General features: G+C 58.8%; 20 protein-coding genes and 2 pseudogenes. 10 read left to right on the top strand and 12 right to left on the bottom strand.

What is annotated here, in order from left to right; all coding sequences use genetic code 11:
- The 3 genes from AC0L3U_RS36830 to AC0L3U_RS36820 form a co-directional block, all read right to left on the bottom strand.
- A partial coding sequence (locus AC0L3U_RS36830) for a CoA-binding protein (protein ID WP_473284551.1) occupies positions 1 to 192 on the bottom strand: 192 nt, incomplete at its 3' end.
- Between the two features lie 135 nt (positions 193 to 327).
- Positions 328 to 1,473, bottom strand: a complete 1,146-nt coding sequence (locus tag AC0L3U_RS36825; RefSeq protein WP_259219353.1) for an acyl-CoA dehydrogenase family protein — start codon at positions 1,471 to 1,473, stop codon at positions 328 to 330.
- A 43-nt stretch (positions 1,474 to 1,516) separates the two neighbouring features.
- Positions 1,517 to 2,716 (bottom strand): acyl-CoA dehydrogenase family protein, encoded by a 1,200-nt coding sequence (locus AC0L3U_RS36820; protein ID WP_259219352.1) that lies wholly within the window; start codon positions 2,714 to 2,716, stop codon positions 1,517 to 1,519.
- 1,075 nt (positions 2,717 to 3,791) lie between these two features.
- Here AC0L3U_RS36820 and AC0L3U_RS36815 point away from each other — a divergent pair.
- The 4 genes from AC0L3U_RS36815 to AC0L3U_RS36800 all read left to right on the top strand — a co-directional run bounded on the left by AC0L3U_RS36815 (position 3,792) and on the right by AC0L3U_RS36800 (position 7,139).
- Positions 3,792 to 4,124, top strand: coding sequence for a non-heme iron oxygenase ferredoxin subunit (locus AC0L3U_RS36815; RefSeq protein WP_259219351.1), 333 nt, complete (start codon positions 3,792 to 3,794; stop codon positions 4,122 to 4,124).
- 99 nt (positions 4,125 to 4,223) lie between these two features.
- Positions 4,224 to 5,354 carry an amidohydrolase family protein gene (locus tag AC0L3U_RS36810; protein ID WP_259219350.1) on the top strand — a complete coding sequence of 377 codons (1,131 nt, stop codon included), beginning with the start codon at positions 4,224 to 4,226 and terminating at the stop codon, positions 5,352 to 5,354.
- Positions 5,351 to 5,701: a Rieske (2Fe-2S) protein gene (locus AC0L3U_RS36805; protein ID WP_374762387.1), complete on the top strand. Its 351-nt coding sequence runs from the start codon at positions 5,351 to 5,353 to the stop codon at positions 5,699 to 5,701. The genes AC0L3U_RS36810 and AC0L3U_RS36805 overlap by 4 nt, the downstream gene beginning before the upstream one ends.
- Before the next feature lie 229 nt (positions 5,702 to 5,930).
- Complete coding sequence (locus tag AC0L3U_RS36800) at positions 5,931 to 7,139, top strand: NAD(P)/FAD-dependent oxidoreductase (protein ID WP_259219349.1); 1,209 nt, start codon at positions 5,931 to 5,933, stop codon at positions 7,137 to 7,139.
- Positions 7,140 to 8,420: 1,281 nt separating this feature from the next.
- Here AC0L3U_RS36800 and istB read toward each other — a convergent pair.
- The 7 genes from istB to AC0L3U_RS36765 form a co-directional block, all read right to left on the bottom strand.
- Complete coding sequence (istB, locus tag AC0L3U_RS36795) at positions 8,421 to 9,182, bottom strand: IS21-like element helper ATPase IstB (protein WP_007592724.1); 762 nt, start codon at positions 9,180 to 9,182, stop codon at positions 8,421 to 8,423.
- Between the two features lie 19 nt (positions 9,183 to 9,201).
- Positions 9,202 to 10,743: an IS21 family transposase gene (gene istA / locus AC0L3U_RS36790; RefSeq protein WP_259219348.1), complete on the bottom strand. Its 1,542-nt coding sequence runs from the start codon at positions 10,741 to 10,743 to the stop codon at positions 9,202 to 9,204.
- A gap of 1,199 nt (positions 10,744 to 11,942) precedes the next feature.
- Positions 11,943 to 12,869 carry a 3-hydroxyacyl-CoA dehydrogenase NAD-binding domain-containing protein gene (locus AC0L3U_RS36785; protein WP_259219347.1) on the bottom strand — a complete coding sequence of 309 codons (927 nt, stop codon included), beginning with the start codon at positions 12,867 to 12,869 and terminating at the stop codon, positions 11,943 to 11,945.
- 160 nt (positions 12,870 to 13,029) lie between these two features.
- On the bottom strand, positions 13,030 to 13,221 hold the full coding sequence (locus AC0L3U_RS36780) for a hypothetical protein (protein ID WP_259219346.1): 192 nt from the start codon (positions 13,219 to 13,221) through the stop codon (positions 13,030 to 13,032).
- A 354-nt stretch (positions 13,222 to 13,575) separates the two neighbouring features.
- Entirely contained in the window at positions 13,576 to 14,694 is a 1,119-nt protein-coding gene (locus AC0L3U_RS36775; RefSeq protein ID WP_259219345.1) for an ABC transporter substrate-binding protein, read from the bottom strand.
- A 331-nt stretch (positions 14,695 to 15,025) separates the two neighbouring features.
- On the bottom strand, positions 15,026 to 15,829 hold the full coding sequence (locus AC0L3U_RS36770) for a class II aldolase/adducin family protein (RefSeq protein WP_259219344.1): 804 nt from the start codon (positions 15,827 to 15,829) through the stop codon (positions 15,026 to 15,028).
- A 669-nt stretch (positions 15,830 to 16,498) separates the two neighbouring features.
- Positions 16,499 to 18,028 (bottom strand): acetolactate synthase large subunit, encoded by a 1,530-nt coding sequence (locus tag AC0L3U_RS36765; RefSeq protein ID WP_259219343.1) that lies wholly within the window; start codon positions 18,026 to 18,028, stop codon positions 16,499 to 16,501.
- Between the two features lie 337 nt (positions 18,029 to 18,365).
- Between AC0L3U_RS36765 and AC0L3U_RS36760 the strand changes: the two are divergent.
- The 6 genes and pseudogenes from AC0L3U_RS36760 to tnpC all read left to right on the top strand — a co-directional run.
- Positions 18,366 to 19,274, top strand: a pseudogene (locus AC0L3U_RS36760) (transposase family protein); the annotation flags it as partial.
- A 456-nt stretch (positions 19,275 to 19,730) separates the two neighbouring features.
- Positions 19,731 to 20,552 (top strand): alpha/beta fold hydrolase, encoded by an 822-nt coding sequence (locus AC0L3U_RS36755; protein ID WP_259219342.1) that lies wholly within the window; start codon positions 19,731 to 19,733, stop codon positions 20,550 to 20,552.
- A gap of 87 nt (positions 20,553 to 20,639) precedes the next feature.
- Entirely contained in the window at positions 20,640 to 21,440 is an 801-nt protein-coding gene (locus AC0L3U_RS36750; protein ID WP_259219341.1) for an enoyl-CoA hydratase/isomerase family protein, read from the top strand.
- 178 nt (positions 21,441 to 21,618) lie between these two features.
- Entirely contained in the window at positions 21,619 to 22,020 is a 402-nt protein-coding gene (tnpA, locus tag AC0L3U_RS36745; RefSeq protein WP_259219340.1) for an IS66-like element accessory protein TnpA, read from the top strand.
- Complete coding sequence (gene tnpB, locus AC0L3U_RS36740; protein WP_231188510.1) at positions 22,017 to 22,364, top strand: IS66 family insertion sequence element accessory protein TnpB; 348 nt, start codon at positions 22,017 to 22,019, stop codon at positions 22,362 to 22,364. The genes tnpA and tnpB overlap by 4 nt, the downstream gene beginning before the upstream one ends.
- Positions 22,365 to 22,409: 45 nt before the next feature.
- Positions 22,410 to 24,062: an IS66 family transposase gene (tnpC, locus tag AC0L3U_RS36735; RefSeq protein WP_259219338.1), complete on the top strand. Its 1,653-nt coding sequence runs from the start codon at positions 22,410 to 22,412 to the stop codon at positions 24,060 to 24,062.
- Positions 24,063 to 24,549: 487 nt separating this feature from the next.
- Here the strand turns inward: tnpC and AC0L3U_RS36730 are convergent, their stop codons facing one another.
- Positions 24,550 to 24,705 (bottom strand): hypothetical protein, encoded by a 156-nt coding sequence (locus tag AC0L3U_RS36730; RefSeq protein ID WP_259219337.1) that lies wholly within the window; start codon positions 24,703 to 24,705, stop codon positions 24,550 to 24,552.
- Between the two features lie 593 nt (positions 24,706 to 25,298).
- A pseudogene (locus tag AC0L3U_RS36725) lies at positions 25,299 to 25,868 on the bottom strand (MmgE/PrpD family protein); the annotation flags it as partial.

The raw sequence follows: 25,868 nt of genomic DNA, 5'->3' as shown, positions 1-25,868 counted from the left end.
GTCAGGCGCCTCGGGCAGATCGGCCACCGAGCGGAATGCCCTGCGGCCAGCGACTTCCTCTTTAGTGGGATGCACCGGCCAAATCTCGCCCGCAAATTTCATCTTAATCGATTGCGTGACGGTAGCGGCTGCTTGCCGACCTCCGAACACTGCGATTGATTTCGGTCGCAGCAGACGTTCCAGCCTATTCATGAATCTGGCTCCGACAATGCTCGTTGGTCCGACCCTGAGGTCTGGCGCAACGCAACGATGGCGTTGACAACAGGACGTTCCGTTTGATCAGTGCAATCACATCAAACTTCTTGAACTTTTGGTTCAATTCGTTTGCTAGCCACTGACCCCTCCGAGCGCAGCAAGTCGCTCCAAGTGATGATCTGCGTCGCCGAGCACCGTGTCGATCATGATCACATGCTTAAAGTAGTGACCGATGCTGTACTCCATGGTCATTCCGATGCCGCCGTGAAGCTGGATCGATTGATGCCCGATCGCCTTTGCTGACCGGCCGATCTGGACCTTCGCCGCCGAAATCGCGCGCTCGCGTTTGGTGGCGTCGCTTTCGCCGGCCATAAGCGCAGCGTAGATGGCCATCGAGCGTGACTGTTCGAATTCGACAAACATGTCGGCTGCCCGGTGCTGCAGCACCTGGAAACTGCCAATCTTCTTGCCGAACTGCTCGCGCGTCTTGAGATAGTCAACCGTTAGGGCATTCATTTTAGCAAAGGAGCCGACGGCTTCTGCACAGAGCGCGGCGATCGCCTCGTCTGCTACCCGCGAAATCACTGAGTACGCTTCTGCTGGATCGCCAACTACGTTGATTGCCTCAACTCGGACATTCTCCAGTCTAATCTCGGCCGCGCGCAAGCCGTTCTGGGTCGGGTAACCGAGGCGCCGTAGGCCCGACGAATTTTTGTCAACCAAGAAAAGGCCTATCCCATGCTTTTCTCGAGCGCCTCCGGCCGTTCTTGCCGATATGACGATCTTATCGGCTATATCGCCATGGAGGACGAGGCTCTTCGTGCCATTCAGGATCCAGCCGTCGCCATCCTTCCTTGCTTGGGTTTGAACGTCAAAGAGGTCGTAACGCGAGTGTGGCTCGGCATAGGCGAAGGCTAACTTCGTTCGGCCTCCCGCGATGGCCGGAATGAGTTCCGACTTCTGCACATCACTCGCCGCATGACGGAGGAGGCCACCGGCAAGCACCACGGTCGCGAAATAGGGCTCGAGGATCAGCGCCCCTCCAAACGACTCCATAAGGATCATGGTCTCGACCGGCCCTCCGCCGAACCCGCCATACTCCTCGGCAAACGGCATCGCAAGGAGCCCGAGTTCGGCATAACGTGACCACATCGACTCGCTGTAGCCCCGCTCCTGCGCCTGATACATCCGGCGGTCTTCGAATGTATAGTTGTCGAGCATTAGCCGATCGATGCTGTCCTTCAGCAGGCGCTGCTCTTCCGATATATCAAAGTTCACTGGAGACGTTCTCCTGAACGGGGGCGCGATCCCCCCCCAAAAACTAGAGGCCAAGGATCGCCTTTGCGATGATGTTCTTTTGAATCTCGCTGGAGCCGGCATAAATTGTCACCGCACGGCTGTAGAAGTAAGCGGGCGCAATCAACGATGCCCAATCGGGGCCGATCGACGACTCACTAGGGCACTCGCGCTGCTCTCGGGAAATTTCGGGGAGCGCGTAAGGACCGACCACATCCATCAGAAGCGCAGTCGTCGCCTGCTCAATTTCCGAGCCCCTCAGCTTGAGAATGGAGCTGGCGGCGTCTTGCCCGCCATTCTGCTGCTTCGACGCGCTAGAGACCACTCGCAGCTGCGTCATTTCGAAGGCTTTCAGCTGGACTTCGACTGCCGCAAGCTTCTCACGGAAGGTTTGCTGGTCGATAAGACGCTTGCCGCCTACGTGGCACCGCGCAGCAAGATCTTTTGCACGCTGGATGCGCGCCTTGGATAGGCCGACTCCCGCGTCGCTAAAGCGTTCGTTACCGAGGAGAAATTTGGCATAAGTCCAGCCCTTATTCTCCTCACCGACGAGATTGTCGGCGGGAACGCGGACGTCAGAGAAGAAGACCTCGTTGACATCGTACCCACCGTCAATCAACCGGATGGGACGCACACTAACACCGGCCGTTTTCATGTCGATCAGGAGGAACGAAATACCCTCCTGCTTCTTCTTTGCATCGAGATTGGTTCTAACTAGGCAAAAGATCCAATCGGCATATTGAGCCCCCGTCGTCCAGATTTTTTGCCCGTTAACCAGGTAGTGATCGCCGCACCGCACCGCCCGCGTTTTGAGTGAGGCGAGGTCGGAGCCCGCGTCGGGCTCTGAGAAACCTTGGCACCACCAGTCCTCAGCGTTCGCGATGCGCGGCAGAAAATATTTCTTCTGAGCGTCATTGCCAAACGTATAGATGACAGGGCCAACCAAAGACACGCCGTAGCCGAACGTAGCCCACGCGGGAAACGCTCGCACCTCTTCTTCAAAGATGTATTGTTTTAGAGGGGACCAACCGGCACCTCCGTATGCCTTTGGCCAGCTAGGAACGCCCTTTTTATGCAGGATACGCGCTCCCATAGCTTTCTCGTCTTTTGTTAGCTCTCCACCGTTGAGCAACTTGTGCCGTAGCTGCTCCGGCACGTTCTCGAGCAGGAACTGACGAATTTCGAGGCGGAACTTTTCTTCTTCTTCTGTAAAAGAAAGATCCATCTGGCTTCCCAACCACAATCTAAATCAAGCGTTTGTTGGCAATAGGTATCACTGGCCTAAATCGCATTTTGCGCAACGTAGTATCGGTTCGCGCCTAAATCCTGCGCCTTTAAGGATCGGATGAAGCAAATCGTGGCTGCCTGACCTTCGCGAGCGCTCCGCGCCGAGTTGAGCACGGCGAAGCCGAGTAGCGTATGGAGTCTGCGCCTGATGGGAGACGTTCTATGGAACCAAGCCGGAGACCGGTGGCGATATGGGCTTGCCTCTAGGCTTAGCGTGATGGGACGATCTGGGAGCTGCACGCGTCACAATGTGGATCGCGTCAAAGAGTGTCAGGCACTCATAGCCTCCCCGGATAAAGGTCGGCCGCGATTTATGAAGGGCTACCCGCGTTACCGCAATAATCCCTATGTGCTTTACGCTAAAGCCCTCAAGACTGTCATCGGTGTTGCATTTCTCTCGGATCGGGGGCCATCCGATCGCGATCACATTCTTGGCTTCGCGGCACCTCTTGTCGAGCACGCATCGCACATAGGTAAAATTGTCGATGTGGCGTTTAGTTAGACAAAGCAAGTAGTGGGCGAGCTCGCAAAACGATAGCAGATCGCTTGAAAAACGGGACGTATGCGGTGGTGTCTCCAGGTGGCCTGAGCACCACATCCATCGAAGTGCTTGATGCGGCAGCAATGTTGCAGGCGGCTTTTTTGCGGGCGGGGACTCTGATCAGACGCTCGCAGGGGTGTCTCTTAGACGCGACGCTCCTTCGAACTGCAAACCAGGATCGTCCGATCAGATGATCCGGGGGCGCAGCCCGTTACATCACCCATATAGTCTTGCAGGATTTGTGCGAATCTTACCGGATTTTTGCGGTCTTTGGGCGCCGTCGCGTGCTATTTCTCAGAGACCAGCAGGGTCGGCATATTGACGCGAGTTTGGTTTCATCGGGGTCCGCTTTCCCACTATGCGGTGGCTCTCCCTGCACTGTGCCATTATCTCGCTGCGTCGAGCAAGGCATCTCGCCTTATGAATACAAGCTCCGCAGATATTCTTCTCCCGTGACGAGAGGGTCTCAGGCGTGCAGGTTATCAGGGATGCAATGTCCGATAATTGGGTGACGGTGATTAGCGCCGGTAAGGTGCCGGCGGGCGAAATGATAGGGGTCGAGCTCGGCGAGCTGCGACTAGCAATCTTTAACGTGGCCGGCAAATTCTACGCGACCTCGAACGTCTGCACGCACCAATTTGCATTGTTGACCGATGGCTGGCTGGCGGATTCGGTTGTTGAATGTCCCCTGCATGGCGGCCAATTCGATGTCACCTGTGGCCGCGCACTCGGCGGTATCGTCGATTGTGATCTCCAGACATATGCAATTCGTGAAATCGGCGGAGTTCTTCAGATCGGCGTTTAGACGCCGCTTCCTGATGCTACCGGAACGGCCACGCAACAGAACAACGACTTCGCAAATTGATGTCATGACCGGGCCGAGCCCCTTTTATGGTAAGAAAAGATGGAAAATAGAGTTCTAGAGCATCAATCGCGAGACCGACAACCTTCGCCCGTCCAAAAGGATCTTCTCATCGATACGGATGTACATGAGAGCCTAAGATCCGGGGCTGATCTTCTTCCTTACCTACCCTTGCAGTGGAAGGGGCATATCACCGAGCGTGGTTGGAAAGCGACAACAGCACCGACCGATCATCCGTACCCTTCGCCGTCAGCAGGGCCTGGCGCAGTCAGGAAGGACTGGCTGCTGGAAGATCGTACCTATGCTCACGACCTACAAACGCTTCAGCGGCATCTCTTCGATGGCGAGGGAGTAACCCACGCGATACTTAATGGGATGTTTTATCCATCAACAATGAAGGGCGGATTCGGGTTCGCGGCCGCGCTCGCTAGCGCATATAACGACTGGCAGATCGACAACTGGCTCGATAGAGATGATAGGTTTCGGGGGTCGATCCATTTGCCACCGGCGGATGATCCGGCGGTCGCCGTCCAAGAAATTGAGCGCAAGGCGTACCATCCGGGATTTGTGCAGGTTTTTCTGCCGAGCTCGAGCGACGTTCAATGGGGTGATCCGCGCTATCACATCATATACGAAACGGCGCTTAAGCATCAATTAGTAGTCACCTTCCATCACAGCGTCGATACAAGGACGGGCATCGGTTGGCCCAGAACTTTTATAGAATGGCACACTCTCGCTGCTCCGCAGGCAGCCATGAATCAAATCGCAAGCTTAATATTCAACGGCGTGTTCGACAAATTTCCTGGGCTGAAGGTTGTCTTTCTCGAGCCTGGAGTTGGATGGGTGCCTTGGTTCATGTGGCGCGCTGACCAACAGTACCGTGAGGTGCGCCTCGATGTTCCATGGGTAAAGCGACTTCCAAGTGAGTATATGCAAGAAAACGTCAGGTTTTCCACTCAGCCATTTAGCGATGTCAAACCTGAACACATGGCGCAGATGATTGAATGGATTAAAGCGGATCGTATGTTTATGTTCGCAACAGACTATCCGCACTATGACGCCGATTCAGCGGATTACGCCATTTCACCCAAGCTGCCCGCAGCGCTGCGCGAGAGGATTCGGTACCGCAACGCGTTGGAAACATATCCGCGGCTGAAGGATTTGGGACGATGAAGCATATACTATTTTCGCTGGACGAATTGCCTCAAGGGCAGATGCGAGCCGTGGAGGTGGAGGGTCGCCCTCTCATTCTAGTTCATACCTCGAACGGAACGATGCATGCATTGTGGAATAGATGTCCTCATTATGGCGCAATCCTATCTGATGGGGTGCTGGAATCTATGCTCACAAGCGATAGTCCCGGAAGTTACGAAATCGCCGAAGGCCGCTTTGTTGTCCGCTGCCCTTGGCACGGCTATGAATTCGATGTCGAGAGGGGTCGCTGTCCAGCCGATCCGCGGGTCTTCGTCAGAACCTTCAACGTCGAAATCGAAAATGGTCGTGTCGTAGTCGATATGTAGCTGCGGCCGCTCTTACACGCCGAAGCGATCTAGTTACCTGGTGATTGCGAGGCAGACAAAAACACCTAACCTTCGGCTCCTGGAGGGCGAGCATTGTCTATCGTCACCTCACGCTGTTCCAGACGAAGTCGGCCTCGACGCTTAACATCAATGAGCAGGCCGCGCGGCTGCAGGAATAGTCGAAGCACGCGTGAGAGTCATCGAGGCTCAAGTCCGATAGGGCAGTGATATGAATCGGTTTGTTGTTATTGGCGCCGGCCCAACAGGGCATCATGCAGCTCTCGAGCTAAGACGTATAGATAGTGGGGCGCACATCACTCTTATCAGCGAAGAACATGAACCACCCTATGATAGGCCTCCTCTATCGAAAAATGCACTTTCCCACAGCGCCTTCCACGAAGAAAAGCTGAGGTTGCTCCGCTCGGGCATTTACGCCGACCTCGCGATCGAGCTGCTTACTGGAACGCGGATCACCGCGCTTGACCGGTCCGCCGGCATCGCCATTGCACAATCAGGCAAATCCTACTGTTACGACCGCCTATTGATCGCAACTGGCTCAAGTCCGCGGCGACTGGACTTCTACGCGGCGCGGACCACGGGCGAGTACCTTAGAACAGTGGATGATGCGAGACACCTACGCAAGGTTATCTTTGGCCGGGGCAGGCTGGCCATCATTGGGGGAGGCTTTATCGGCCTTGAAATCGCTGCTGCAGCGCAATCGCGTGGCTGCGACGTAACTGTCCTTGAGGCATCTCCGCGGGTCTTGACGCGAGGGATGCCAACATTCGTCAGCGACTGGGCTTTACAGGCTCACCGCCAAAAAGGCGTGAACGTGAGGTTGGGCGTGTCGATTACGGAGGTCAAACGTCTTCCCGACCAGAGGTACGCGATCGTCGTCGACGGCGAAATTCTTTTGGCGGACGCGGTCGCAATTGGCGTCGGCATCATTCCGAACACCGGCTTAGCGGTGGAAAGCGGGCTGAATGTCGACAATGGAGTCGTCGTCAATCGATTTTGCGTCACATCTGATCCAAGGATCTATGCCGCCGGCGAGGTGTCCAGCCATCCTTATGGGCCGGACGGGAGGCTCCGGCGGATCGAATCCTGGCAGACCTCAATCGATCATGGACTGACTGCGGCGAGGAATATGGCAGAGGTGCCTACCAGTTTCGTAAACGTACCCTGGTTCTGGTCTGATCAATACGACTACAATGTTCAGAGCATCGGCTTTCCGGATGAAGCTGTGCAGTACCGGTTCTCTGAACACTCGACAGCAAACGCTTGGACTCTCATCGGCCTTGGGGAACGTTCTGAGATCATTGGCGCTGTATCGGTCAATCGCGGCCGGGATATATCTATACTGAAGAGGGCGATGCAGACGACCGGTAGATTGCCTGAATCGTTACGCTTGTCACAAAACGATGCCTTCTGTGTCTAGCCAAGCGTCGGCGCAACTCACCTTTGATTGGACGCGCCTCGGGGGCGATTGTCGAGAACGAGGTTCGAGGATGTTGTCGCTGAGCGCCTCCGTGGAATTCCTACGGCGTGGGCCGCCTTTAGGATCGCCGGAACGTACCCATACGGCGTAGGCCGCGACGATTGGATTATTCTGACGGCCAAAGCTCAAGCAACCCCGGATCTACTTTATAGATCGGATGAGTTCGATGAGGCGCTCGATGCCAAGGTCGGTAAACGCCTGGACGCCGTCTTCGATAACGCCAAAGACCAAATGGCCCCGTCTCAATTTCCATTCCATTGGCGACGTCTCGCAGCCGATCTTCGTCTTCGCCGAGGTACCTCGCGACCTTGGTGATTGGACCTTGTTGAGTGGATGGTCATCCTCCGTCTGACCGCCATTAGATCCTTCTTCAGGTTTGTGTAGTTCGAGGTTCCAGGTACGCATCCGTGCGGTCCGCAAGCTGGTTTGATCATTTCCGTCGCTAGCACGTGAGCTGCTTGGGGTTTCCTTGTAGAACCTGACGAGTTCAGATCAGGTTTTCGATGCAAAAGTCGGTGAGCGCTTGAGTTCGCCGGCGCCAAGACCCGGATTAGGCCGATCCATCTCTATTGCAACTGGCGCAGCCAGTCTTCGTCTTGACCGAGGTCTTTTGCGACCTGGGTAATGGTGGTGTCGTGAAGCTGCAAGCAATGACGTCGACCCTCTTGCCTATCTCTGGGACCGTCCCGACGGGGATCGTCAACGGTCATCCCAACCGCGACATCGACGAGCTACTGCGTTGGGCATACCGTACTCAGTCGCTAATGACCGCGGCCTGAGAACTGCACTTGCGGTCCGAGGGGTCGCGCGTCCTAATCGAGATCATTCACGACCTGGGTGATAGTGGTGACCTACTTTTTGACGAGCGTGGTTATGCTGCTGACTCGCCAACTGATACGCGACTTCCGCCGCGAAATCACAGACCGAAGGCGAGCTTGAGGTGGTGTTCGCTGTCGCGCGCATCCCAGTTCCGGCCCCAGGAGCAACGTCAGCGCGGATACCGGCTCGATTACCTGCATGCCCCTGAGAGGTGAGTACATCGGCAAGGGCAAGGCCGCCTGGACTTATAAGTTCGGCGTGAAGACCTCCATCGTCGAGGGTGCGGATTCCGGGGATTGCGGCCAGGGATTCCGATTGAACGCGACCATGCATTCCGATCGAAGGCGGCCACCTGTTCCGACGAAGGCGGCCGGAGTGTCGTTGCCGGCATGAGGAGTTGGGTCAGGTTTTCTTGGCTGCGTCAAGATTGGCGCGCTGCGCAGTGATCTTTCGCATGCTGTCTCCCTTGAGTGTGAGGCGGTGAGCATTGTGGACGAGCCGATCCAGAACGGCGTCGGCGATGGTCGGGTCGGCGATGACCTCATGCCAATTTTCGATCGGCACCTGGCTGGTGATGATGGTCGATCCGCGCTGGTGTCGATCGTCGACGACTTCGAGGAGATCGCGACGCTGCTCGCCGGTAAGCGGTGCGAGGCCCCAATCATCGAGGATGAGCAAATCGACCCTCGATAGTGTCTTGAGGAGCCGCGCATAGCGTCCGTCCCCGCGGGCGAGCGCAAGAGCTTCGAACAGCCTTGGCAGGCGATGATATAAGACGGATCGATTATCGCGGCATGCCTTGTGGCCGAGTGCGCAGGCGATCCAGCTCTTGCCGACGCCGGTCGGCCCGGTGATGAGCAAATTTTGCTTGCGGCTGATCCAATCGCCATCGACGAGCTTGGCAAAGAAGGCGCGGTCGATGCCGCGCGGAGCGCGCAGATCGACATCTTCGACGATTGCGGCCTGCCGTAGCGAGGCGAACTTCAGGCGCACGATGAGCCTTTTGTTCTCTCGCTCGGTTGCTTCGCGATCGATCATCAGGCCGAGGCGCTGCTCGAAGGTCAGCGCGGTAACGTCCGGTTGGCGTTGCTGATCGTCGAAGGCCTTGGCCATGCCGGCGAGCCCGAGAGCAGCGAGACGTTCGTGGGTGTGGTTGCTGAGCATAAGGTCTCCTTGTTGGTGGTCAGTGGTAGTAGCCGCGGCCACGGATGTTGCCGTGCTGGATGGGATCGGCCTCGGGGGCGGTGTCGGGAAGGAAGGCTTTGTCCAGGCCGGTCTTGAGGATCGAGGCGATCGACCGATAGCTCGCTGAGCCGATGCTGATCCCACGGCGGCACGCGGCTTCCAGACGTTGCGTCCCATAGGTCTTTTCCAACCGCAGGATGCCGAGACAGGATCGGAAGCCCTGCTCGGGATGGGGCTTTGTCCGCATGATCGCCTGGCACAGCGCGATCGTGGACGGACCGATCTTCTCGGCGGCGGCCAGCAGACGTGCCGGCGTCCAGAAGGCGTATCGGCGATGTGCGCTCGGCATGTGCTCGGGGATCGTGGTGTGGCGGCGCCTGACGCCTGAGCGTGCGTGGCTGGCGATCCGGGTGCCGCGATGGAACACCTCGATGGTTGCCTCGGTGGCCCGCACCTCGACGACCTGGCGGATCAGGCGGGATGGCACCGAGTAGAAGTGCCCCTGAACCTCGACATGGTAATCCGGCGCTACACGGGCACGACGCCATTCGGCGTACTGATAGGGTTCGGCCGGCAGCGGCATCAGGGCCGGACGATCGATGGTGTCGAAGAACTCGCGGCGGCTGGCACCGAGCTTGCGCATCAGGCGGGCGTTGAGTTCGTCGACCAGGATGCGGATCGCAACGTTCAACTCGGCGAGCGAGAAGAAGCGCCGGTTGCGCAGCCGCGCCAAAATCCATCGCTGGACGATAAGAACCGCCGCCTCCACCTTGGCTTTGTCGCGCGGCTTGCGGGGCCGCGCCGGCATAATGGTGGTGCCGTAATGGGTGGCAAGATCCTGGTAAGTCCGGTTGACGCCTGGCTCGTAGCGGCTTACCACCGTCACCCCGGCCTTCAGATTGTCGCAGACGAGCGCCTTCGGCACTCCGCCCAGGAAGGTGAGCGCATCCACATGGGCGCCGATCCAGTCGGGCAGCGCCTCGCTGAACCGGGCTTGGACGAATGTGTAGTTCGACGCTCCCATGACCGCGACGAAGATCTTGGCGGCGCGCACCTTCCCGGTAAGCCCGTCGAACACCGGCACGGTATCGCCGGCGAAGTCCACGAACAGCTTTTCGCCGGCCGCGTGGGTCTGCCGCATGGTCGCCGTGATGCCGTGGCGCCATTCGACGTAGAGGTCGCAGAACCGGCTGTAGCCGTAGCCGTCGGGATGATGGCCGCGGTATTCCTCCCACAGCAGCGCCAGCGTTACGCTGCGGCGGCGCAACTCGGCATGGACATGCCCCCAATCCGGAAGCGGCTTCGATCGCGGCGGGTTGTAGCCGGCTGGCGCAAACAGCTTGCGCTCCAGTGCTGTGTCGTCGAGCTCCTCCGGTATCGGCCAGGTGATGCCGATCACCGCGGCGCGGCGGACATACTCCGCGATCGCCGTGCGACCGATCCCGACCGATCGGGAGATCACCCGATCGCTCACCCCACAGGCATACTTCAGGCGTAGAACTTCTCGAATCTTCCGCATCGGCAATCTCTCGGCGGGCATCGGACCTCCCATTACGTGAACCGCAAAAGGAGGGACCTTGCCCCGTTCAGATTGCCGACAACGCCCCCCGTCTCACCCTATCAACAGGGTGGCCGCCTTCGTTCGGATTGGGTGGCCGCTTTCGATCGGAATCGCTGGCCGCCTTCCGTCGGAATCGGTGGCCGCTTTGCCTCGGATTCCGCATCGAGGGCGAGTGACGCCCGGCCATCGAGAAGCGGCGTCTTGGTCGCTTGTGGCTTCCCTGGGACCGAATGATTTCGAGGCCGCGCACGGTCAGTTGCGGAAGATCCCGCGATGGCTGTTTGTACTGCGCCTTGCCTACCTCGGATATCCACCTTCGCGTAGGTGTGTGATGGCTTTCGTCTCGCAGCAGCAGCTTGCCAATCTCTGACAAGATTGCATCGGGAGAAGCTCGGTGGCAAAACGTGTCCGAATATGTGCGCCATGGTGGGCGAACCACGGATGCCGCGCGCTCCAAGTCGGCCTCGGCGATCATGGTAAAGCGCAACCGGATGCAAAGGCGATATGAGGCGCCAGCGTGAGCAGAAACAGCCGGCGACACGACGGTGTCGGGCGGCTATCAAGCCGGTTCGCAAAGACGGCGGCGTCGGCACCTGGAGCATCGGCATCGGCGGTCGCTACCGGCCCTCCGCGATAAACATCTCACCGGATCCTCGGTCGGCTTCATCGCTTCATCCAGGTTCAGGGTGGCGACCTCCAACCCGTAAACCGAGCTTGGCCAAAGCGTTACACGAGGGGCTGGCGCGATCCCGGAGTCCTATCGCAGTGGCCGATCGGAACGATGGAGGACATTCTGAACTTGGGCAGCGGACAGACAGGTCGGCAGGCTTCCTAGCTTTTGCGGACCAAGTTCAGGCACCAAGCCAACGAGCCCGTCCCTGACGAGAAGTCCCGCGCAGAGCTCGACGTGCTGTCCGTGGAGTCCATTCTTCGGGGGCGCCGGTAGTCGGCTCCTGCCCAAATAATCTTCTGCAATACCCTGACCTTCGCAACTGGAAACGGAGGCACAAGAAATACTGCGCAGATCCAATTACATGCCACCCACGCCGGCAAACACAGCCTCGGATAGTCGGCATAAACCGGCAATATGAACTGCATCCACTGCAAGTTACGTTACGATGCGGTTGTCCGGCTTTGAGCGCTGACCCAAGCAGTACGCAAGGACCGGTCTTGCGCGCTCACGCTGAAGGTCCCATGCGGCGCGCCTTAAGGATGCGGATGATGTTTTGGTCCCGCCATTCTTCAAGTTCTTCCATTGAGGCGCCTGGTGCAAATTTCTGTACGGTCGCACGCAGGTCGTCCTGCGCCTCGACCGAGCCCTTCCAGCCGAACAGCTCGAACATGTGTTCGATGCCGCCAAGGCCGCCACCAAGGTTATAGTATTGACTTACCCCCATAAAAGCGAGACGGATTCCGAAACTGTTGACAATGACGTCATCGATATCCTGGAACGCGCAATACCCCTCCTCGACCAAGCGGCGTGCTTCGTCGAGGTAGCCTGACTGAAGACGATTGCCGATGTAGCCTTCGATCTCCTTCTTCAGCACGACCGGCCGTTTGCCGATAGCGATGAAGAATTCCCTTGCCCATTGTACCGCTCTGTCCGACTTGCCAGGAATAGCGAGAAGCTCGACCAGCGGAATGAGATAGGTGGGAACAAATGGATGGGCCACGATAACCCGCTGCGGAAACTGGCAATCGGCCGCGAGGTCAGATGGAACGAACTGCGACGAAGAAGTCGCCAAGACAACGTTTGCCGCTGTCTTGACGTCGAGCTCGGCGAACAAGGCCATCTTGGCGGGCTTATCCTCGATTATGCTCTCCTGAACGTAGCTTACCCCATCGAGCGCCTCCTCGATCGTGTCGTAGATCAGGAGTCTGTCGAGGCTTGCGTTCGGGGCGAGATCGAGCTGTGACAGACGCGGCCATACCGCTTCGATATTTGCCCGGAGCCGCGCTCTCTGCTGTGGTGCCGGGTCGAATGCCCGCACATCAAGCCCCCGCGACAGGAAATAAGCCGCCCAGCCGCCTCCGATCGTTCCCGTGCCTATGCAGGCGACGGACTTGACGGAGTGTGGATCATGAATTGGGACGTAAGTGGACACCTCAGAGTTCCTTTCGGTTTGGCTGCACGTCCCGAAGAAAGCGCGTTTCTTCGGGACAGCTTTTGGGGCCATCATCTTGTCGAAGCCAAAATGCGATTGCGAACCTTTCGCAGGCGGCTCATCCCTTGCGCAGCAGTGCCGTCAGTCTGCCCCCTGGAATTCAGCCCATTGATTGCAAAAGAAAAAGCCTTCGATCTGCGCGGGCCACGAACGCGGTCTGCGCGACCACCTTGCTATCTACAATCTTGTTAACCAAGCTCCGCTGCGTCGTCTCCTTGGTATACATCGAGCAATGCGTCAGCATCAGGTCCATCGCAATATCGTAGCCAACACGCAATGTCAGACGTTGCATTGCACCGGCATCCCGGATCGAGTCTCTCTTGGCTGCAGGCGAGTGTGGCCCGCGGCCCGGAGACTTTAATCCTGCGCAGCACGAAATTCGGACTACAGAGGGCACTTCGCCGATTCGAGTTCGTGGCTTTTGGGGATCAGCAGGGGGCGCAAACAGGACGGCATCGCGGTAGCGCACACTCACATTCCGTTAAAGTGAAGTCTGTCGAACGGATCCAGACAATTTGGCTCCAAATCTGGGGCGTATCCTTCGAAGGAATCCCGAGAGCCTGAAGGCCGCGCGCTCATGTGGGTCGAGGCACCCGAAGGGAGCGCGTGAAATGGCTTGGCGCTCAAGTGCGAACCCCGACAAGCTCTAATTGACCAGCCATTTAGTCCAGCGCTCAATGAGCACTTCGGTATTGCTCTTGCCGGACGTGGATTGGCCTCCCCAAAATGCAAGGTTTGTGAAGAATTGTTTCTCCAGATTCGCAGGAGCCGTGGAAAGCAGGCCGACCGCCTTAGGATCGATATACTGGAACGCTGCGCGGTTCAGCGGACCGTAGAACATAAGGCTATTGAGGCGAGCTTGCGCTTGTGCAGTGGCTTGGTAGGCGACAAACCGCATCGCTGCGGCACGGTTTTTGGTGCCTTTTGGCACAACCCAGTGAAGAGGGCTGAGCTGTGCCTCGTCCCAGCGGTAATTCACGCCGGTACCGTCGCTCGCGTGGGCCTGCAAATTGCCATTATACCCCGAGGACATTGCGACCTGACGATCCGAAAGGAGCTGAGTTGCCTCCGTTCCCTCGACCCAAAATTTTGTTACATGAGGTCTAATCTGATTCAGTGACGTAAATGCTTTCTCGAAATCAATCGGGTAAAGTTTGTCCTTAGGAACCCCGGACGCCAGCAACGCAAATTCGATTGCAGAAGTACCTCCTCTTGCACATGACTGAAGCGAGCGCGCTCCTGGAAACTTGCTGGCGTCCCAAAACTCCGCCCACGTGCTCGGCCGGGGCTTTCCGGCGGGGTATTCAGCCGTTGAGAACCCCATAACGGTGCTGTAGGCAAACGAGCCCGCCGCAAATTTCATCTTTGCCTCGGGGACAAGATTATCCAAAGTCTCTTTGTCGAACGCGTCATAGTCGATTTCTTCAAGATACTTCGCCGCGTCAGGTCTGAACGCCGGGCTTGATAACTCCAGGGCATCCCATTCTACGTTACCAGCGTCGACCTGCGCTTTGAGTTTGGCCGCATTTGGCGGAGATGCGTAGGTTACCTTTATGCCCGTCTCGCGCTGGAATGGCTCGATAACCGCTTTTCGCAATGCATCTTCATACACTCCGCCACTAGAGACTACCACCAGCGAAGACTCTTGCGCGCGCAAAATGCGCGGACTGCCAATCACCAGAGCTGCTCCGCCGGCCGCAGCGCCAATTTCCAACAGCGCCTTGCGCCGGGTTGGTTTCTGCGAGTTGTGGATATCAGACGTCATGAGCTCTTTCCTCTAGGTCGTGATTGTCATTGGATCGGCAGGCGTGGTCATGTGCAGCAAAGCCGACGTCATCTAATGCTTTACGAATTCTCATTGGCTGGAGCGCGCTGCCTCAGCCGAGGCCATCCATCTCGCCAATCGCAATCAACCCCACTCGTTCGTCGACCTGGAATCGCAGAAGTGAACCGCGGCATGGGCCCGTTGGCGATCGAACTCCTGCAACTACTGCCATTCGTACAAACCTGCAGGTGCCTCATCGAGGAGGTGTCAAACATTTGCTTCTCTAACCACACGAGCGGAGAGAAAGTTGGACTTCAGACGGTTCTCACATCTACTGCCGCCAGTCCGGGCCTCGGCCTTTGAGTTGGCGCAAGGCGGCGCGCCAGTCGGCCATTCCGAACTGAGGCGAGGCGCGTACGACCTTCATATATCGTGCAGAGTCCTCGACTACCTCGGGCTCGATCGGCGCCGGTGTCTCGCCCATACTGCGGGCAATAATCTCGACTTCGCAAGCGCGATCCAGCATGTACATTCGTCGGAGTGCGGCTTGGATGGTGGCGCCGACAGTGAGCAGTCCGTGATTGCGCAGTATTAGGGAGTCGCCCTTCTGACAGGTCGCGCCAAGCGCATCTCCCTCCTCCTGCGCGCCTGCGGCCAACGAGCCGTACTCGTGGTAAGCGAGTTCATCATAGACCGAAAGCGCATCCTGGCTGATAGGCCTTAGGCCCCTCTTCAGCACAGAGATGCCAGTGCCGGGGCGCGTATGGGTGTGCATGACGCAGTTGACGTCAGGCCTGGCTTTGTAGACTCCACCGTGAATAATGAAGCCCGCCGGGTTAAACTCACCACCAGCAGAAAGGATGTTGCCTTCGATGTCTACTTTTACAAGGCTCGATGCGGTAACCTCACTGAAGAGATCACCGTAGTTATTAATCAGAAAACAGTTCGGTTCGCCCGGAATGCGCACAGAGAGATGAGTGTTGATCGTGTCGGTCCAGCCATACATGTCGCAGATGCGGTAAAGCGCGGCGAGATCGCAACGGATCTGCCATTCTGCGTCGGTCACCTTCGCCTGTTCCTGGTGGACGACTTGAGCCATCAAGCGGGCTGCTCCATCTTCGGAACGAGCTTTCATTTGTCTTCTCCAAGCAAGGCATGACGGACACGATGTAACCTCTACCCCGGGTCAAGAGCCGCGTTTCTGCAATATGGGGCTGTGGGCGCAGAAAATCTGCGCTTCACCTAAAACCAAGGCTCCATAAGATCACGAACGAAAGACAGGGGTCAAAGAACAAAGGGGACCGCATCTGCGATCGGCGCGCGGCTATATCACTTGGCGCGCCGCGCAGGTTCCTCCATGCGTCAAGATCAACGTTCGATTGGCAGTTGCCGTATCATCTCACGATATTTGCGACTACCGCCGCTCTGCTGCCAGTGCCCTCCTGGTGTTCACGTTAATGCTCTGGCGCTGGAGATGTTGGACGCTACCAGGCGTCGAGCCGTCCAGCAAAGTGTAACCGTTGCAGGCGCCATCGGATAGCGCCTGACCTGCAGCACGAACAGGCCACCGGGCGACCGATATTGGGGCCCTGCGCAACCAAAGGTCGCGCGCCCATCCGAAAGTGTCACAATCAGTCAGAATGAGGTTTAGTTCACGGCCAAAATTCTAGACCTTCATCATGAGGAGCGTCTCTTGCGGCACGTCGCGAACCATGAGGCCGAGCGCGTCGCAACAGGAGGACCGGCCATATCGGTACGAACTGCAGTCGCCGCCAATCAGCGTTTTCCAGGCTATCACGCGAAACTAGAGAACGATCTCAATGAGACGGGGACCACGATTTTTCATCGCGCTGGCGAATTGGCTCGCGAATTCTCCTACCGAAGTTGCGCGGCTTGCCTCCAAGCCCATGCCCGACGCAAGCTTGACCCAGTCCAGCTCGGGATTGTGCAAATCGAGCATCGAAAGGGCCTTGGGTCCGGCATCTCCGGCTCCGACGCGCGCGAGCTCGATGTTGAGAATCCCGTAGGAGCGATTGGCATAGATTACCGTGGTAACGTCGAGCGATTCTCGTGCCTGCGTCCATAGCGCCTGCAGCGTATACATTGCGCCGCCGTCACCGTGGACACAGACAACTTTTCTATCCGGACAGGCGATCGCGGCGCCAGCGGCGACGGGAATGCCCTGCCCGATCGCGCCGCCGGTCAGGGCAAGATGATCATGCGGCTCGATAGTGGCTGCAAATCGATGAAAGCCCACCTCGTCGGAGATGATGGCATCCCCGGGAAGAAAATGGGCGATGACCTGTCCGGCGGTCTGTGGATCGAGCGGTCCGATCGGAAGATCTGGCTTGCTCAATGAACCGACATGCAATGGTTGCTTCGCCGCCTTCACAGCGTCAGCGAGAGCCTCCAGAGCGGCTGTTCCATCCTCGTGAGCATGGGCGAGATATAGAGTTTTGCAGCCCTCGGGCGTACACCATGACGGTTTGTTTGGATATGCGAAGAAGCTCACCGGGGGGCTCGCGCCTACCAAGATTAGTTGCTCTGTCCCCTTCATGAAATCAACGATCCGCTCGGCGAAATAAGGAATGCGTTCGATCTGCACACGTCCGGCGCCGCGCTGGCAACGTGGTGCGAAGGTATCACAAGCAATCTGCACACCCGTCGCCGCAGCCACGCGGCCGGCCGCATTGAGCCCGCGCTCCTTCAATGCGGCTCCGCGGATCAGCATCATGGTCTTGCGGCCCGATTTGAGGGCCATGGCAGCCTGGTCGATCGCCTCGGCGGAAACCATCGCCGGCTTCGGCTTCGGCAAACCCGGCGCCGGGCAATCAGCCTCGAGCCACGCCGTATCGGCAGGTAGGATCAGCGTCGCGATCTGACCAGGATATTGCAACGCCGCCTGCACGGCACGCGCCACGTCCGCGCCGACAGTCTTGGCGCTTGGCGACGAATGCACCCATGCCGAGACGGGTCGGGCGAAACCATGCACGTCAGACGCAAGCGGCGCATCATATTGCTGATGATAGGTCGCGTGGTCACCCACGATATTGACGATCGGCGTCGCTGCGCGACGGGCGTTGTGGAGGTTGGCGAGGCCGTTGGCCAGCCCTGGTCCGAGGTGCAGCAAGGTCGCGGCCGGCTTCTCCGCCATGCGCCCGTAGCCATCGGCCATACCGGTCACCGCACCTTCGAAAAGGCCGAGCACAGCCCGCATGCCCTGGACCCGGTCGAGCGCTGCAACGAAATGCATTTCCGACGTGCCAGGATTGCCGAAACAGACTTCGACGTCCGACCCGACAAGCGTTCGCAAGAGACTTTCTGCACCGTTCATGCCGCTTCCCCGTTGTGCTGTCGGTCGCCAGGCTCGTTATATACCCATCGCGCAATTTACGGCGAACCCTGCTACTCCGGCGCGCCTCATTCTTGACACCTCGGCAGTGTCCTTGAAGGAGCTAGCATTCTGCAGACGGTCCGCGTCGGGCACGTTCCAGGTCACCAACAGATCGTAAGAATATAATCATAGAGCGATGTCGATTCTCTCAAAACAATTGTGTCGCCCGCGCGCAAATCCAGCGATAATTCCTCTTTCTTGATGGAATTCAGCCATATACGTGTTTAGTCCCAAGCTTTGATGGTGCATTCTTGTTGCACGACTTGAAGCATGCGCTATGGGACAGGTTTCATATGACTGCGCCACAACGAAGGCAGTCCGTCGAGCGCTACAAAAGAGGGCCTGAGAGCGACCCGCAAGCGCCACGGGATCAACCAGAAGAGTGTCGCGAACTGGAAGCAGCGTTAGACGTCTCCGACTGTTCGACTGGCCTCAAGGAAGCCAAGTCCGCTGCTCTTAGCAATCAAAAAGGAGGCGATCATCGTCGGCTTCCGACGGCACACGCTGCTGCCACTCGATGATTGCCTCTAGCCCTGCAGCGGACCGTCCCGCATCTGATGCGGTCGTACCTGCATCGCTGCTCTCCAGCGTCACGACATCAGCCGATTGCCACAGGTCGAAGGTGGCAAACCCTCAAAAAGAAGTTCAAGGCTTGTCCGATCGGCTATTTCCACATCAACATCGCCGAACTCCAGACCGCTGAAGGCAAGCTTTACTTCCATGTCGCAATCGATCGCACCAGTAAGTAGGAGAACGGGGAGGACCTCAGCCTAGACATTCGTCCGCCGCCCCTAAAACATTCACATGGTGGTCACCGACAATGGATCCAGTTCACCCTCCTGCCGCGCTTTGCCGACGCCCCGACGGTAAGGCACGTGACGCACATCTTCGATATGCGATGCCAGGAAAACAGGATCAAACATCGGCTGGCTAAGATCAAGCATCCCTGGACCAATGGCAACGTCGAGCGCATGAACCGCACATCAAGAAAGCTACCGTTCATTACGACGGACACGATCAGCTTGGAGCTCCCCTTGCCGATTTCATTACCGCCCGACACCTAGGCTCGGCGGCTGAAGACCTGACGGGCCTCACGCCCTACGAATACATCTGCCAATGCTGGACTTCGCAGCCAAAACGATCCGAGCTCAACCCGCTCCAACAAATGCCGGGACTAGAGACCTACTGCGCTATGGCGCTTCTAGCTGGCGCTCTCCTGCGACCTGATCTATGCCTCCGAACATTCCTCATTCGCTTTGCGCAGAAGTCGCCGCGCGAGAGCTTGCCGCCAGCACCGCGATTAAGCTGCCCAAGCGCATTCCCTATGCATCACGAGAGAGCTCTACTCAGCTGCGTGGATCGGATGCCGCCGAGACGCATCGCGATTTGGCCTAAGCGGACTTGAAAAGGGCAAGACTGCACCAACAAGGGCTGCAAAATTATCAAGAGAGTCGACTGTGTGCATGATTCCGGCGCCCCGCGGGCCGCATTTAATGAAATCCGTCTCTAGAGTCCGCATAATATTCTTGAAATGACTAGCCTTGTCCATCGCTGCACTGGCCTAGGACACGACGGAGGCAATAAGACAATTGGTGACGCAGAATGGCCGTATGCAAGGACGTCGAACAACGTGCCCTGCACTATGAAGAAGCCGAACAGCGGCACGTCGAACTTGTTCTTGCGTGAGTTCGCCGCAGATCGCACCAACTGGGGACCGCAGATGCGGTATTTTTCGCAAGGCCATCGCTGCACCGCCTACTCGGCACGCGGCTACACGCCCTCAGACGTGCCGCCATCGAAGGATGTTTACACCTACATCCGTTTCTACACCGACGCACTCGTGGTGCTCGATCACCTGAAGATCGAGCAGGCCCACCTTGTCGGCCCGTCGATGGGCTCGTACTCGTCACTGCAGGTCGGCCTCAACACGAAGCGCGCGCTGGCGCTAACCTTCGCAGGTGAAGGCTCAGGTTCGGATCTCAAAATCTGGGAAACTTTCGCGCGCAGTGCCACGCGCACGACGAGCAGTTCGCGACCATCGGCGCCGACGGTGTTGCCAAGGCGACGTGCGAGGCGCCGAGCCGGGCTCCGTTCAAGGACCACGCGGGCAAACGGGTTTCTAGGACGCGCTGGCGCGGCACGATTCGCTCGACTCGGCCAACTGCACTCATTCATCGGCCGCCCCTCGATCCATACGCTGATGGGGGCGATCCGCAAAGTGTCGACGCCTGCATCAATCATCTGCGGTGACGACGACGACGATTGCATTGAGCCGAGCCTTTTCCTGAAGCGGCACTTGCTAGCCTCGGGATTCGCCATGGTTCGGAAGTCCGGCCATGTGCTCTATCTCGAGGAGCGGGCGCTATTCAACGAGATAGTCGAGCGGTTTATTGCGCTGGTCGAAGCCGGCCGCTGGCTGCCGCGCGATCCGCGCTCGATGAGCGAAGCGCTGAGGTCCTCCTAGCGCGAGCGGCTTAAGCTCGGTCCAGCAACGCAGCTCACGCGTGGGCACGGGCGATGACGCTTAGCTCCAACATAGAGGGATGCAGAGATGGCGGTAGTGGAAACAGAATGTCGTGGACAGGTTCTGCTGGTGCGGATGAACCGGCCCGAGCGGCTCAACGCCCTTAACCATGAGATGCGAATCGAGCTCGCCGATATCTGGACCGATTTCCGCCACAGCACCGAAGTCGAAGTGGCGATCTTGTCCGGTACCGGCCCGGGCTTTTGCGCGGGTGAGGATATGAACGAGTCGCTGCGTTCGGGCACACTCGGCGGCAAGCTGCCAGCCAAAGAGGATCCGTTCATAGCCGGCACGCTCGAGAAACCAGTGATCGCCGCAGTAAATGGTTTCGCTATGGGCGGCGGTTTCATGCTGGTCGAGCGCACCGACCTGCGGCTCGCAGTCCCCGAAGCGGTGTTCGAGATCTCGGAAGCCAAGCGCTGGCTGTTGGGCGGCTACAACCACGGCCACATTGCCAACCTGCCGTACCCGATCGCCATGGAGATGGCGCTTGGCTTTCGCTTCACCGCACAGCGCTTCTACGAGATCGGATTTCTGAACCGGCTAGTGCCGGCCGACCGCCTCCTGCCTGAGGCGCTGGCCACAGCGGAACATCTGTTGAGCCTGCCGCCGGCATCACGCGTCAACACCGTACACATGATGCGCCAGATGCGACCAGCGCCAACGGTACAGCAAGACAAACTGGCTATGGCACTGCAGGAGCATGGTGCCAAGAGCGACCTCATGGAATCGCGCGCCGCCTTTGTCGAAAAGCGCAAGCCAAACTTCAAGGGTTGGAACGACCCAAAGGACCGCTATCGCCTGCCGACGCTTGATTCAGCCAAGTAAGGCTGGGCCGGCGCAAGTCGGACGCCGCACGAACAACGTCTCTAGCGACATCGGCTTCGCGATGGGCGGCGTCTAGAGCCAACTTTCACGCAGCTCAAACGTATTCCTGCGTTGAGGGCCGCCTTGTTTGACGGACGCGAACGCTGCAGGTCCTAGGGGTAATCCTAGGAGAAGCGCTATGACGATTTCGAGGGCGGAGGTGATCACATCGGTCGAGCGGCGGCGCCGGTGGTCGCAGGATGAGAAGGAACGGCTTGTTGCAGCATCGCTCGAGCCCGGAGCCTGCGTCTCCGAGGTGGCTCGCATGGCTGGCCTTCATGTGAGCCAGCTGTTTAGGTGGCGCAAAGAGCTTTGCAAGCCCAGTGAAGCGAGTATAGCGCCGTTCGTGCCGGTCGAGATTGGGTCGTCTGTGCCGCCGCGGGCGGTGGCCGAAGCGCCATTGACGACGACGGCGGCGCGTCGACGGAAGAGCCATGGCATCATCGAGATCGACCTTGGTAGCGGGCACCGCATTCGGGTCGACGGCGACGTTGATGGAGACGCCCTGCGTCGGGTTCTCGAGGCTCTGGTGCGCCGATGATCCCGGTTCCGACGGGCGCGCGCGTGTGGCTTGCGACAGGCTACACGGACATGCGCCGAGGCTTTCCAACGCTGGCACTCCAGGTGCAGGAGGTGCTGCGCAAGGACCCGCTCAGCGGTCATCTGTTTGTCTTCCGCGGTCGCCGAAGCGATCTTGTGAAGGTGATCTGGCACGATGGCCAGGGAGCATGCCTGTTCACCAAAAGACTGGAGAGAGGGCGGTTCATCTGGCCTTCGGTTGCCGGCGAAGCAGTGACGATCTCTCCGGCGCAGATGAGTTACCTGTTGTCCGGAATCGATTGGCGCAACCCGCAAGAAGCCCAGCGTCCGACGCGGATCGGATAGCCGTTTTGGGTTTGAATCTGCTGCTTGATCTGATTCAATGGCTTCATGATATCGAAGCCGGACGAACTTCCATCGGACCTTGTGAGTGCCCTGGCGGCGCTGCAGGCCGAGCGTGAGGCGCGGCTGCTCGCCGAGGCGGTGGCTGCCAGTGCGCGGGCGGAGCTGTCGGACAACGCGGCGCTGATCGCGCATCTCGAGCTGCGGATCGAGAAGCTCAAGCGCGAACTGTACGGGCGGGGCTCCGAGCGCACGGCGCGTCTGATCGAACAATTGGAATTGGAACTCGAAGAACTCGCCACCACGGCGAGCGAGGATGAGCTTGCGGCTCAGGCCGCGGCGGCGAAGACCCAGAGCGTGCGCGCCTTCACGCGCAAGCGGCCGGTACGCAAGCCCTGGCCGGACGACATCGAACACGAGCGCATCGTTATCGAGGCTCCGACGAGCTGCGCCTGCTGCGGCGGATCGCGGCTCGCGAAGATCGGCGAGGATGTGACCAAGACGCTGGAGGAGATCCCGCGCCGCTTCAAGGTCATCGAGACAGTGCGCGAGAAGTTCACCTGCCGCGATTGCGAGAAGATCAGCCAGCCGCCGGCGCCGTTCCACGCGACGCCGCGCGGCTTCATCGGCCCACAATTGCTGGCGACGATTCTGTTCGACAAGTTCGGCATGCACATCCCGCTTAATCGCCAGAGTGCGCGCTTTAAGGCCGAGGGGATCGACCTGCCATTGTCGACGCTGGCCGACCAGGTCGGCCACGGGACCTTCGCCGTCATGCCGCTCTTCCACTTGATCGAACGCCATGTGCTTGCTGCCGAGCGCCTGCATGGCGACGACACCACCATCCGCATCCTGGCGAAGGGCAAGTGCAAGACCGGTCGGATCTGGACATATGTGCGGGATGACCGGCCCTTCGCCGGGCCAGCGCCACCGGCGGCGGTCTATTACGCCTCGAGCGACCGTCGAGGCGAGCATCCACAGAAGCATCTGGCCGCCTTCGCCGGTATCCTGCAAGCTGATTGCTACAACGGCTTCGAGCCGTTGTTCGATCCGCAGAAGAAGGTGCTGCCGATTACGCCGGCGTTTTGCTTCGCCCATGCGCGGCGGGGCTTCTTCGAGCTGGCCGACATCGAGAAGAACGCCCGGGAAGGCCACAGGGGCAAACCGGTCTCGCCGATCGCGTTGGAGGCGGTCAGACGCCTCGACGCTTTGTTCGAGATCGAGCGCGCCATCAACGGCCGCGGCGCCGACGAGCGGTGCGCCGTGCGCCAGGAAAAGAGCAAGCCGCTTCTCGAGGACATGCATGCCTGGCTGCTCCTCGAGCGCGAACCCCTCTCGCGCTCCTCCGAGGTCCTGAAGCCCATGAATTACATGCTCAGGCGCTGGGACGACTTCGCCCGCTTTCTCGATGATGGCAGGATCTGCTTGACCAACAATTGTGCTGAGCGCGCATTGAGAGGCATCGCCCTGGGAAGGCGCAATTGGACCTTCGCCGGCAGCCTGCGCGGTGCCGACCGCGCCGCCATCATGCTGACGATGATCACCACCTGTCGTCTCAACGATGTCGATCCCAAGGCCTGGCTCGCCGATATCGTCGCCCGTATCGCCGATCTTCCCGTATCGCGTCTGCACGAACTGCTGCCCTGGGAATGGAAGCTCCTCCGCCAAGGCGACACTCCCGCCGATCAGCAGGCTGCCTGATCTTCACGCAACGCCCTTCATAGAGCTCGTTGCGCTCGCGCGCATGCGTCAATCAGGCGGCCTTCGTCGTATGCGTACGCTCAAACTCGTCTTAAGTTCCTACCTACTTGCGGGCCCGGTACAATCGTCCGCGCTAATCCCGAAACGGTCGCCTCATGGCCTCCTAGGAATGAGTCTGTTGCGCTGAAGCAAATGCAGCGTCATGCTGAGGAGCGCGCATTTCACGGCACAGATCTCAACCGCTCGCGGCGGCTTCTGAAACCGGTGCTAGCTAACGCGTGAGACAAGCGTGGGATCCAATTTGATCCGAGCTACGCAGCCGCGCAATAAAAGAACATTGAGGCGCAGCATCAGCATGGTCGGTGTCGCGGCGAGGTGATTATTGCCGCGATCATTGTCGCTTGGCATCCAGATTGCCGCGCTATCAGGCATTGCGAGCAATGTCGAATTCAGTGCCACGACGGAGCGATAATAGTCTATCACGAGCTCAACTGATCCCACGCTTCCTGAACTCTCCAATTTCCGCGGCGCTATAGCCGAGCTCGCCGAGCTCGCCGAGCACAGCCTCGTTGCGCTCGCCGAACTCGGGCGAGATACCAAGCTTAGTCGGCGTGTCGGAGAACTGCCAACGCGTGCCGCGCACCTTCAGCTTCTAGCCGAGCTTGGGATAGTCGACGTGCTTGATATAGCCGTTAGCGATAACGTCGGGATCGTTTGACGTTTCGAGGAGCGTTTTGACGGGCGCGGAATGTCGGCGCTGCGCGGCTTAGCGACCACTTGTCGCGACTGCCGGTGGCAAAGAGCTCGCCGAGCAGCGCCAGCAACTGCCCCTTCACTGAACGAGGCGCTGATCCCCAGCCGCTCGGCGGTACTAGTGATGCGTGCTTGTCCCGAAACCGGGTTCTTGTTACGCACTTGGTGGTAATGAGGCTCTAGCCCACCAGGCGCACCACCGAACCGAGCAGAGACAGCTCGATTTCTGGCCGATCCCTGACGTGCGCACATAGATGAGTGCGCGAGCGCACCGCCAAAGGCCAGCATGGCGGTCGATTCGTCACCCAGCGAGGCAAATAACGGCGCGCATGGGATAGCCGGCCTGCGACTAGGCGTCAGCGATGCCGCCCAGCGCCTGCGCCATCGAATCGGTGCCTGGCAGGCGGTGGTTGGGCCCCGTCATGGTGCGGTCGGACCGTGCGAAGGACTTCCCTAAGCCGCCGATCTAACATCGAGATGTTGTCATTTTCCAGCTCCCTCTTTGAGGAACTGCGCGGCAGATGTCGCGCGTCGACTGTCCCTTTGTGATAGGGCAGACAGAAGCGGCAAGAAACCTGAGGTTTCAAGGCCACCAATCGCTGTGAGTACCTCTTCCTGCCATTGGGGGGAAACATTCTGTCCTGCGATGCTCCTGAACTTCTCCACGACCTGGTCGGCGGATAACGGGTTTGCGACATCTCCCAAGGGATGTCGTACGATCATTTCTTCCGGCCCGTTACCCTGATCCAGGACAACGCGGGCAGGTGTTCCGGCCGGAAACGCCGACGCGAAATCGGAAGCCGGCTCAAGCTCGATGCGCGCAGCCAAGTGAAGCACGCGAGCATCAGTGAGACGCTCAACTCGAACGGGTTGCAGAGCTTCGCGCCCGTACAAAGCGGCCAGTGCACAACTGAAATAGAAGCTGTACTGCCCCCCCTCCAGCGTGCTGGGAGCACGCTCATTTGCGAGGCGCATTGCTTGGTCGAACGTCTCGATGCGTAGCTTCCGGATCTCGTCCCCTTGCCGACGCATGGAAAGGATCGCGTCGATAGC

It is taken from the genome of Bradyrhizobium sp. Kon69 (assembly GCF_055807515.1).
The sequence above is the reverse complement of the archived record's forward strand: the minus strand, read 5'-3'. Positions and strand labels throughout refer to the sequence as shown.

Coding starts and splice junctions, on each gene's coding strand:
- AC0L3U_RS36800 (WP_259219349.1), top strand. CDS start 5,931: ATGAATCGGTTTGTTGTTATTGGCGCCGGCCCAACAGGGCATCATGCA.
- tnpC (WP_259219338.1), top strand. CDS start 22,410: ATGATATCGAAGCCGGACGAACTTCCATCGGACCTTGTGAGTGCCCTG.
- tnpB (WP_231188510.1), top strand. CDS start 22,017: ATGATCCCGGTTCCGACGGGCGCGCGCGTGTGGCTTGCGACAGGCTAC.
- AC0L3U_RS36765 (WP_259219343.1), bottom strand. CDS start 18,028: ATGAACGGTGCAGAAAGTCTCTTGCGAACGCTTGTCGGGTCGGACGTC.
- AC0L3U_RS36755 (WP_259219342.1), top strand. CDS start 19,731: ATGAAGAAGCCGAACAGCGGCACGTCGAACTTGTTCTTGCGTGAGTTC.
- AC0L3U_RS36775 (WP_259219345.1), bottom strand. CDS start 14,694: ATGACGTCTGATATCCACAACTCGCAGAAACCAACCCGGCGCAAGGCG.
- AC0L3U_RS36780 (WP_259219346.1), bottom strand. CDS start 13,221: ATGCAACGTCTGACATTGCGTGTTGGCTACGATATTGCGATGGACCTG.
- AC0L3U_RS36770 (WP_259219344.1), bottom strand. CDS start 15,829: ATGAAAGCTCGTTCCGAAGATGGAGCAGCCCGCTTGATGGCTCAAGTC.
- AC0L3U_RS36810 (WP_259219350.1), top strand. CDS start 4,224: ATGGAAAATAGAGTTCTAGAGCATCAATCGCGAGACCGACAACCTTCG.
- AC0L3U_RS36805 (WP_374762387.1), top strand. CDS start 5,351: ATGAAGCATATACTATTTTCGCTGGACGAATTGCCTCAAGGGCAGATG.
- tnpA (WP_259219340.1), top strand. CDS start 21,619: ATGACGATTTCGAGGGCGGAGGTGATCACATCGGTCGAGCGGCGGCGC.
- AC0L3U_RS36750 (WP_259219341.1), top strand. CDS start 20,640: ATGGCGGTAGTGGAAACAGAATGTCGTGGACAGGTTCTGCTGGTGCGG.
- istA (WP_259219348.1), bottom strand. CDS start 10,743: ATGCCCGCCGAGAGATTGCCGATGCGGAAGATTCGAGAAGTTCTACGC.
- AC0L3U_RS36820 (WP_259219352.1), bottom strand. CDS start 2,716: ATGGATCTTTCTTTTACAGAAGAAGAAGAAAAGTTCCGCCTCGAAATT.
- istB (WP_007592724.1), bottom strand. CDS start 9,182: ATGCTCAGCAACCACACCCACGAACGTCTCGCTGCTCTCGGGCTCGCC.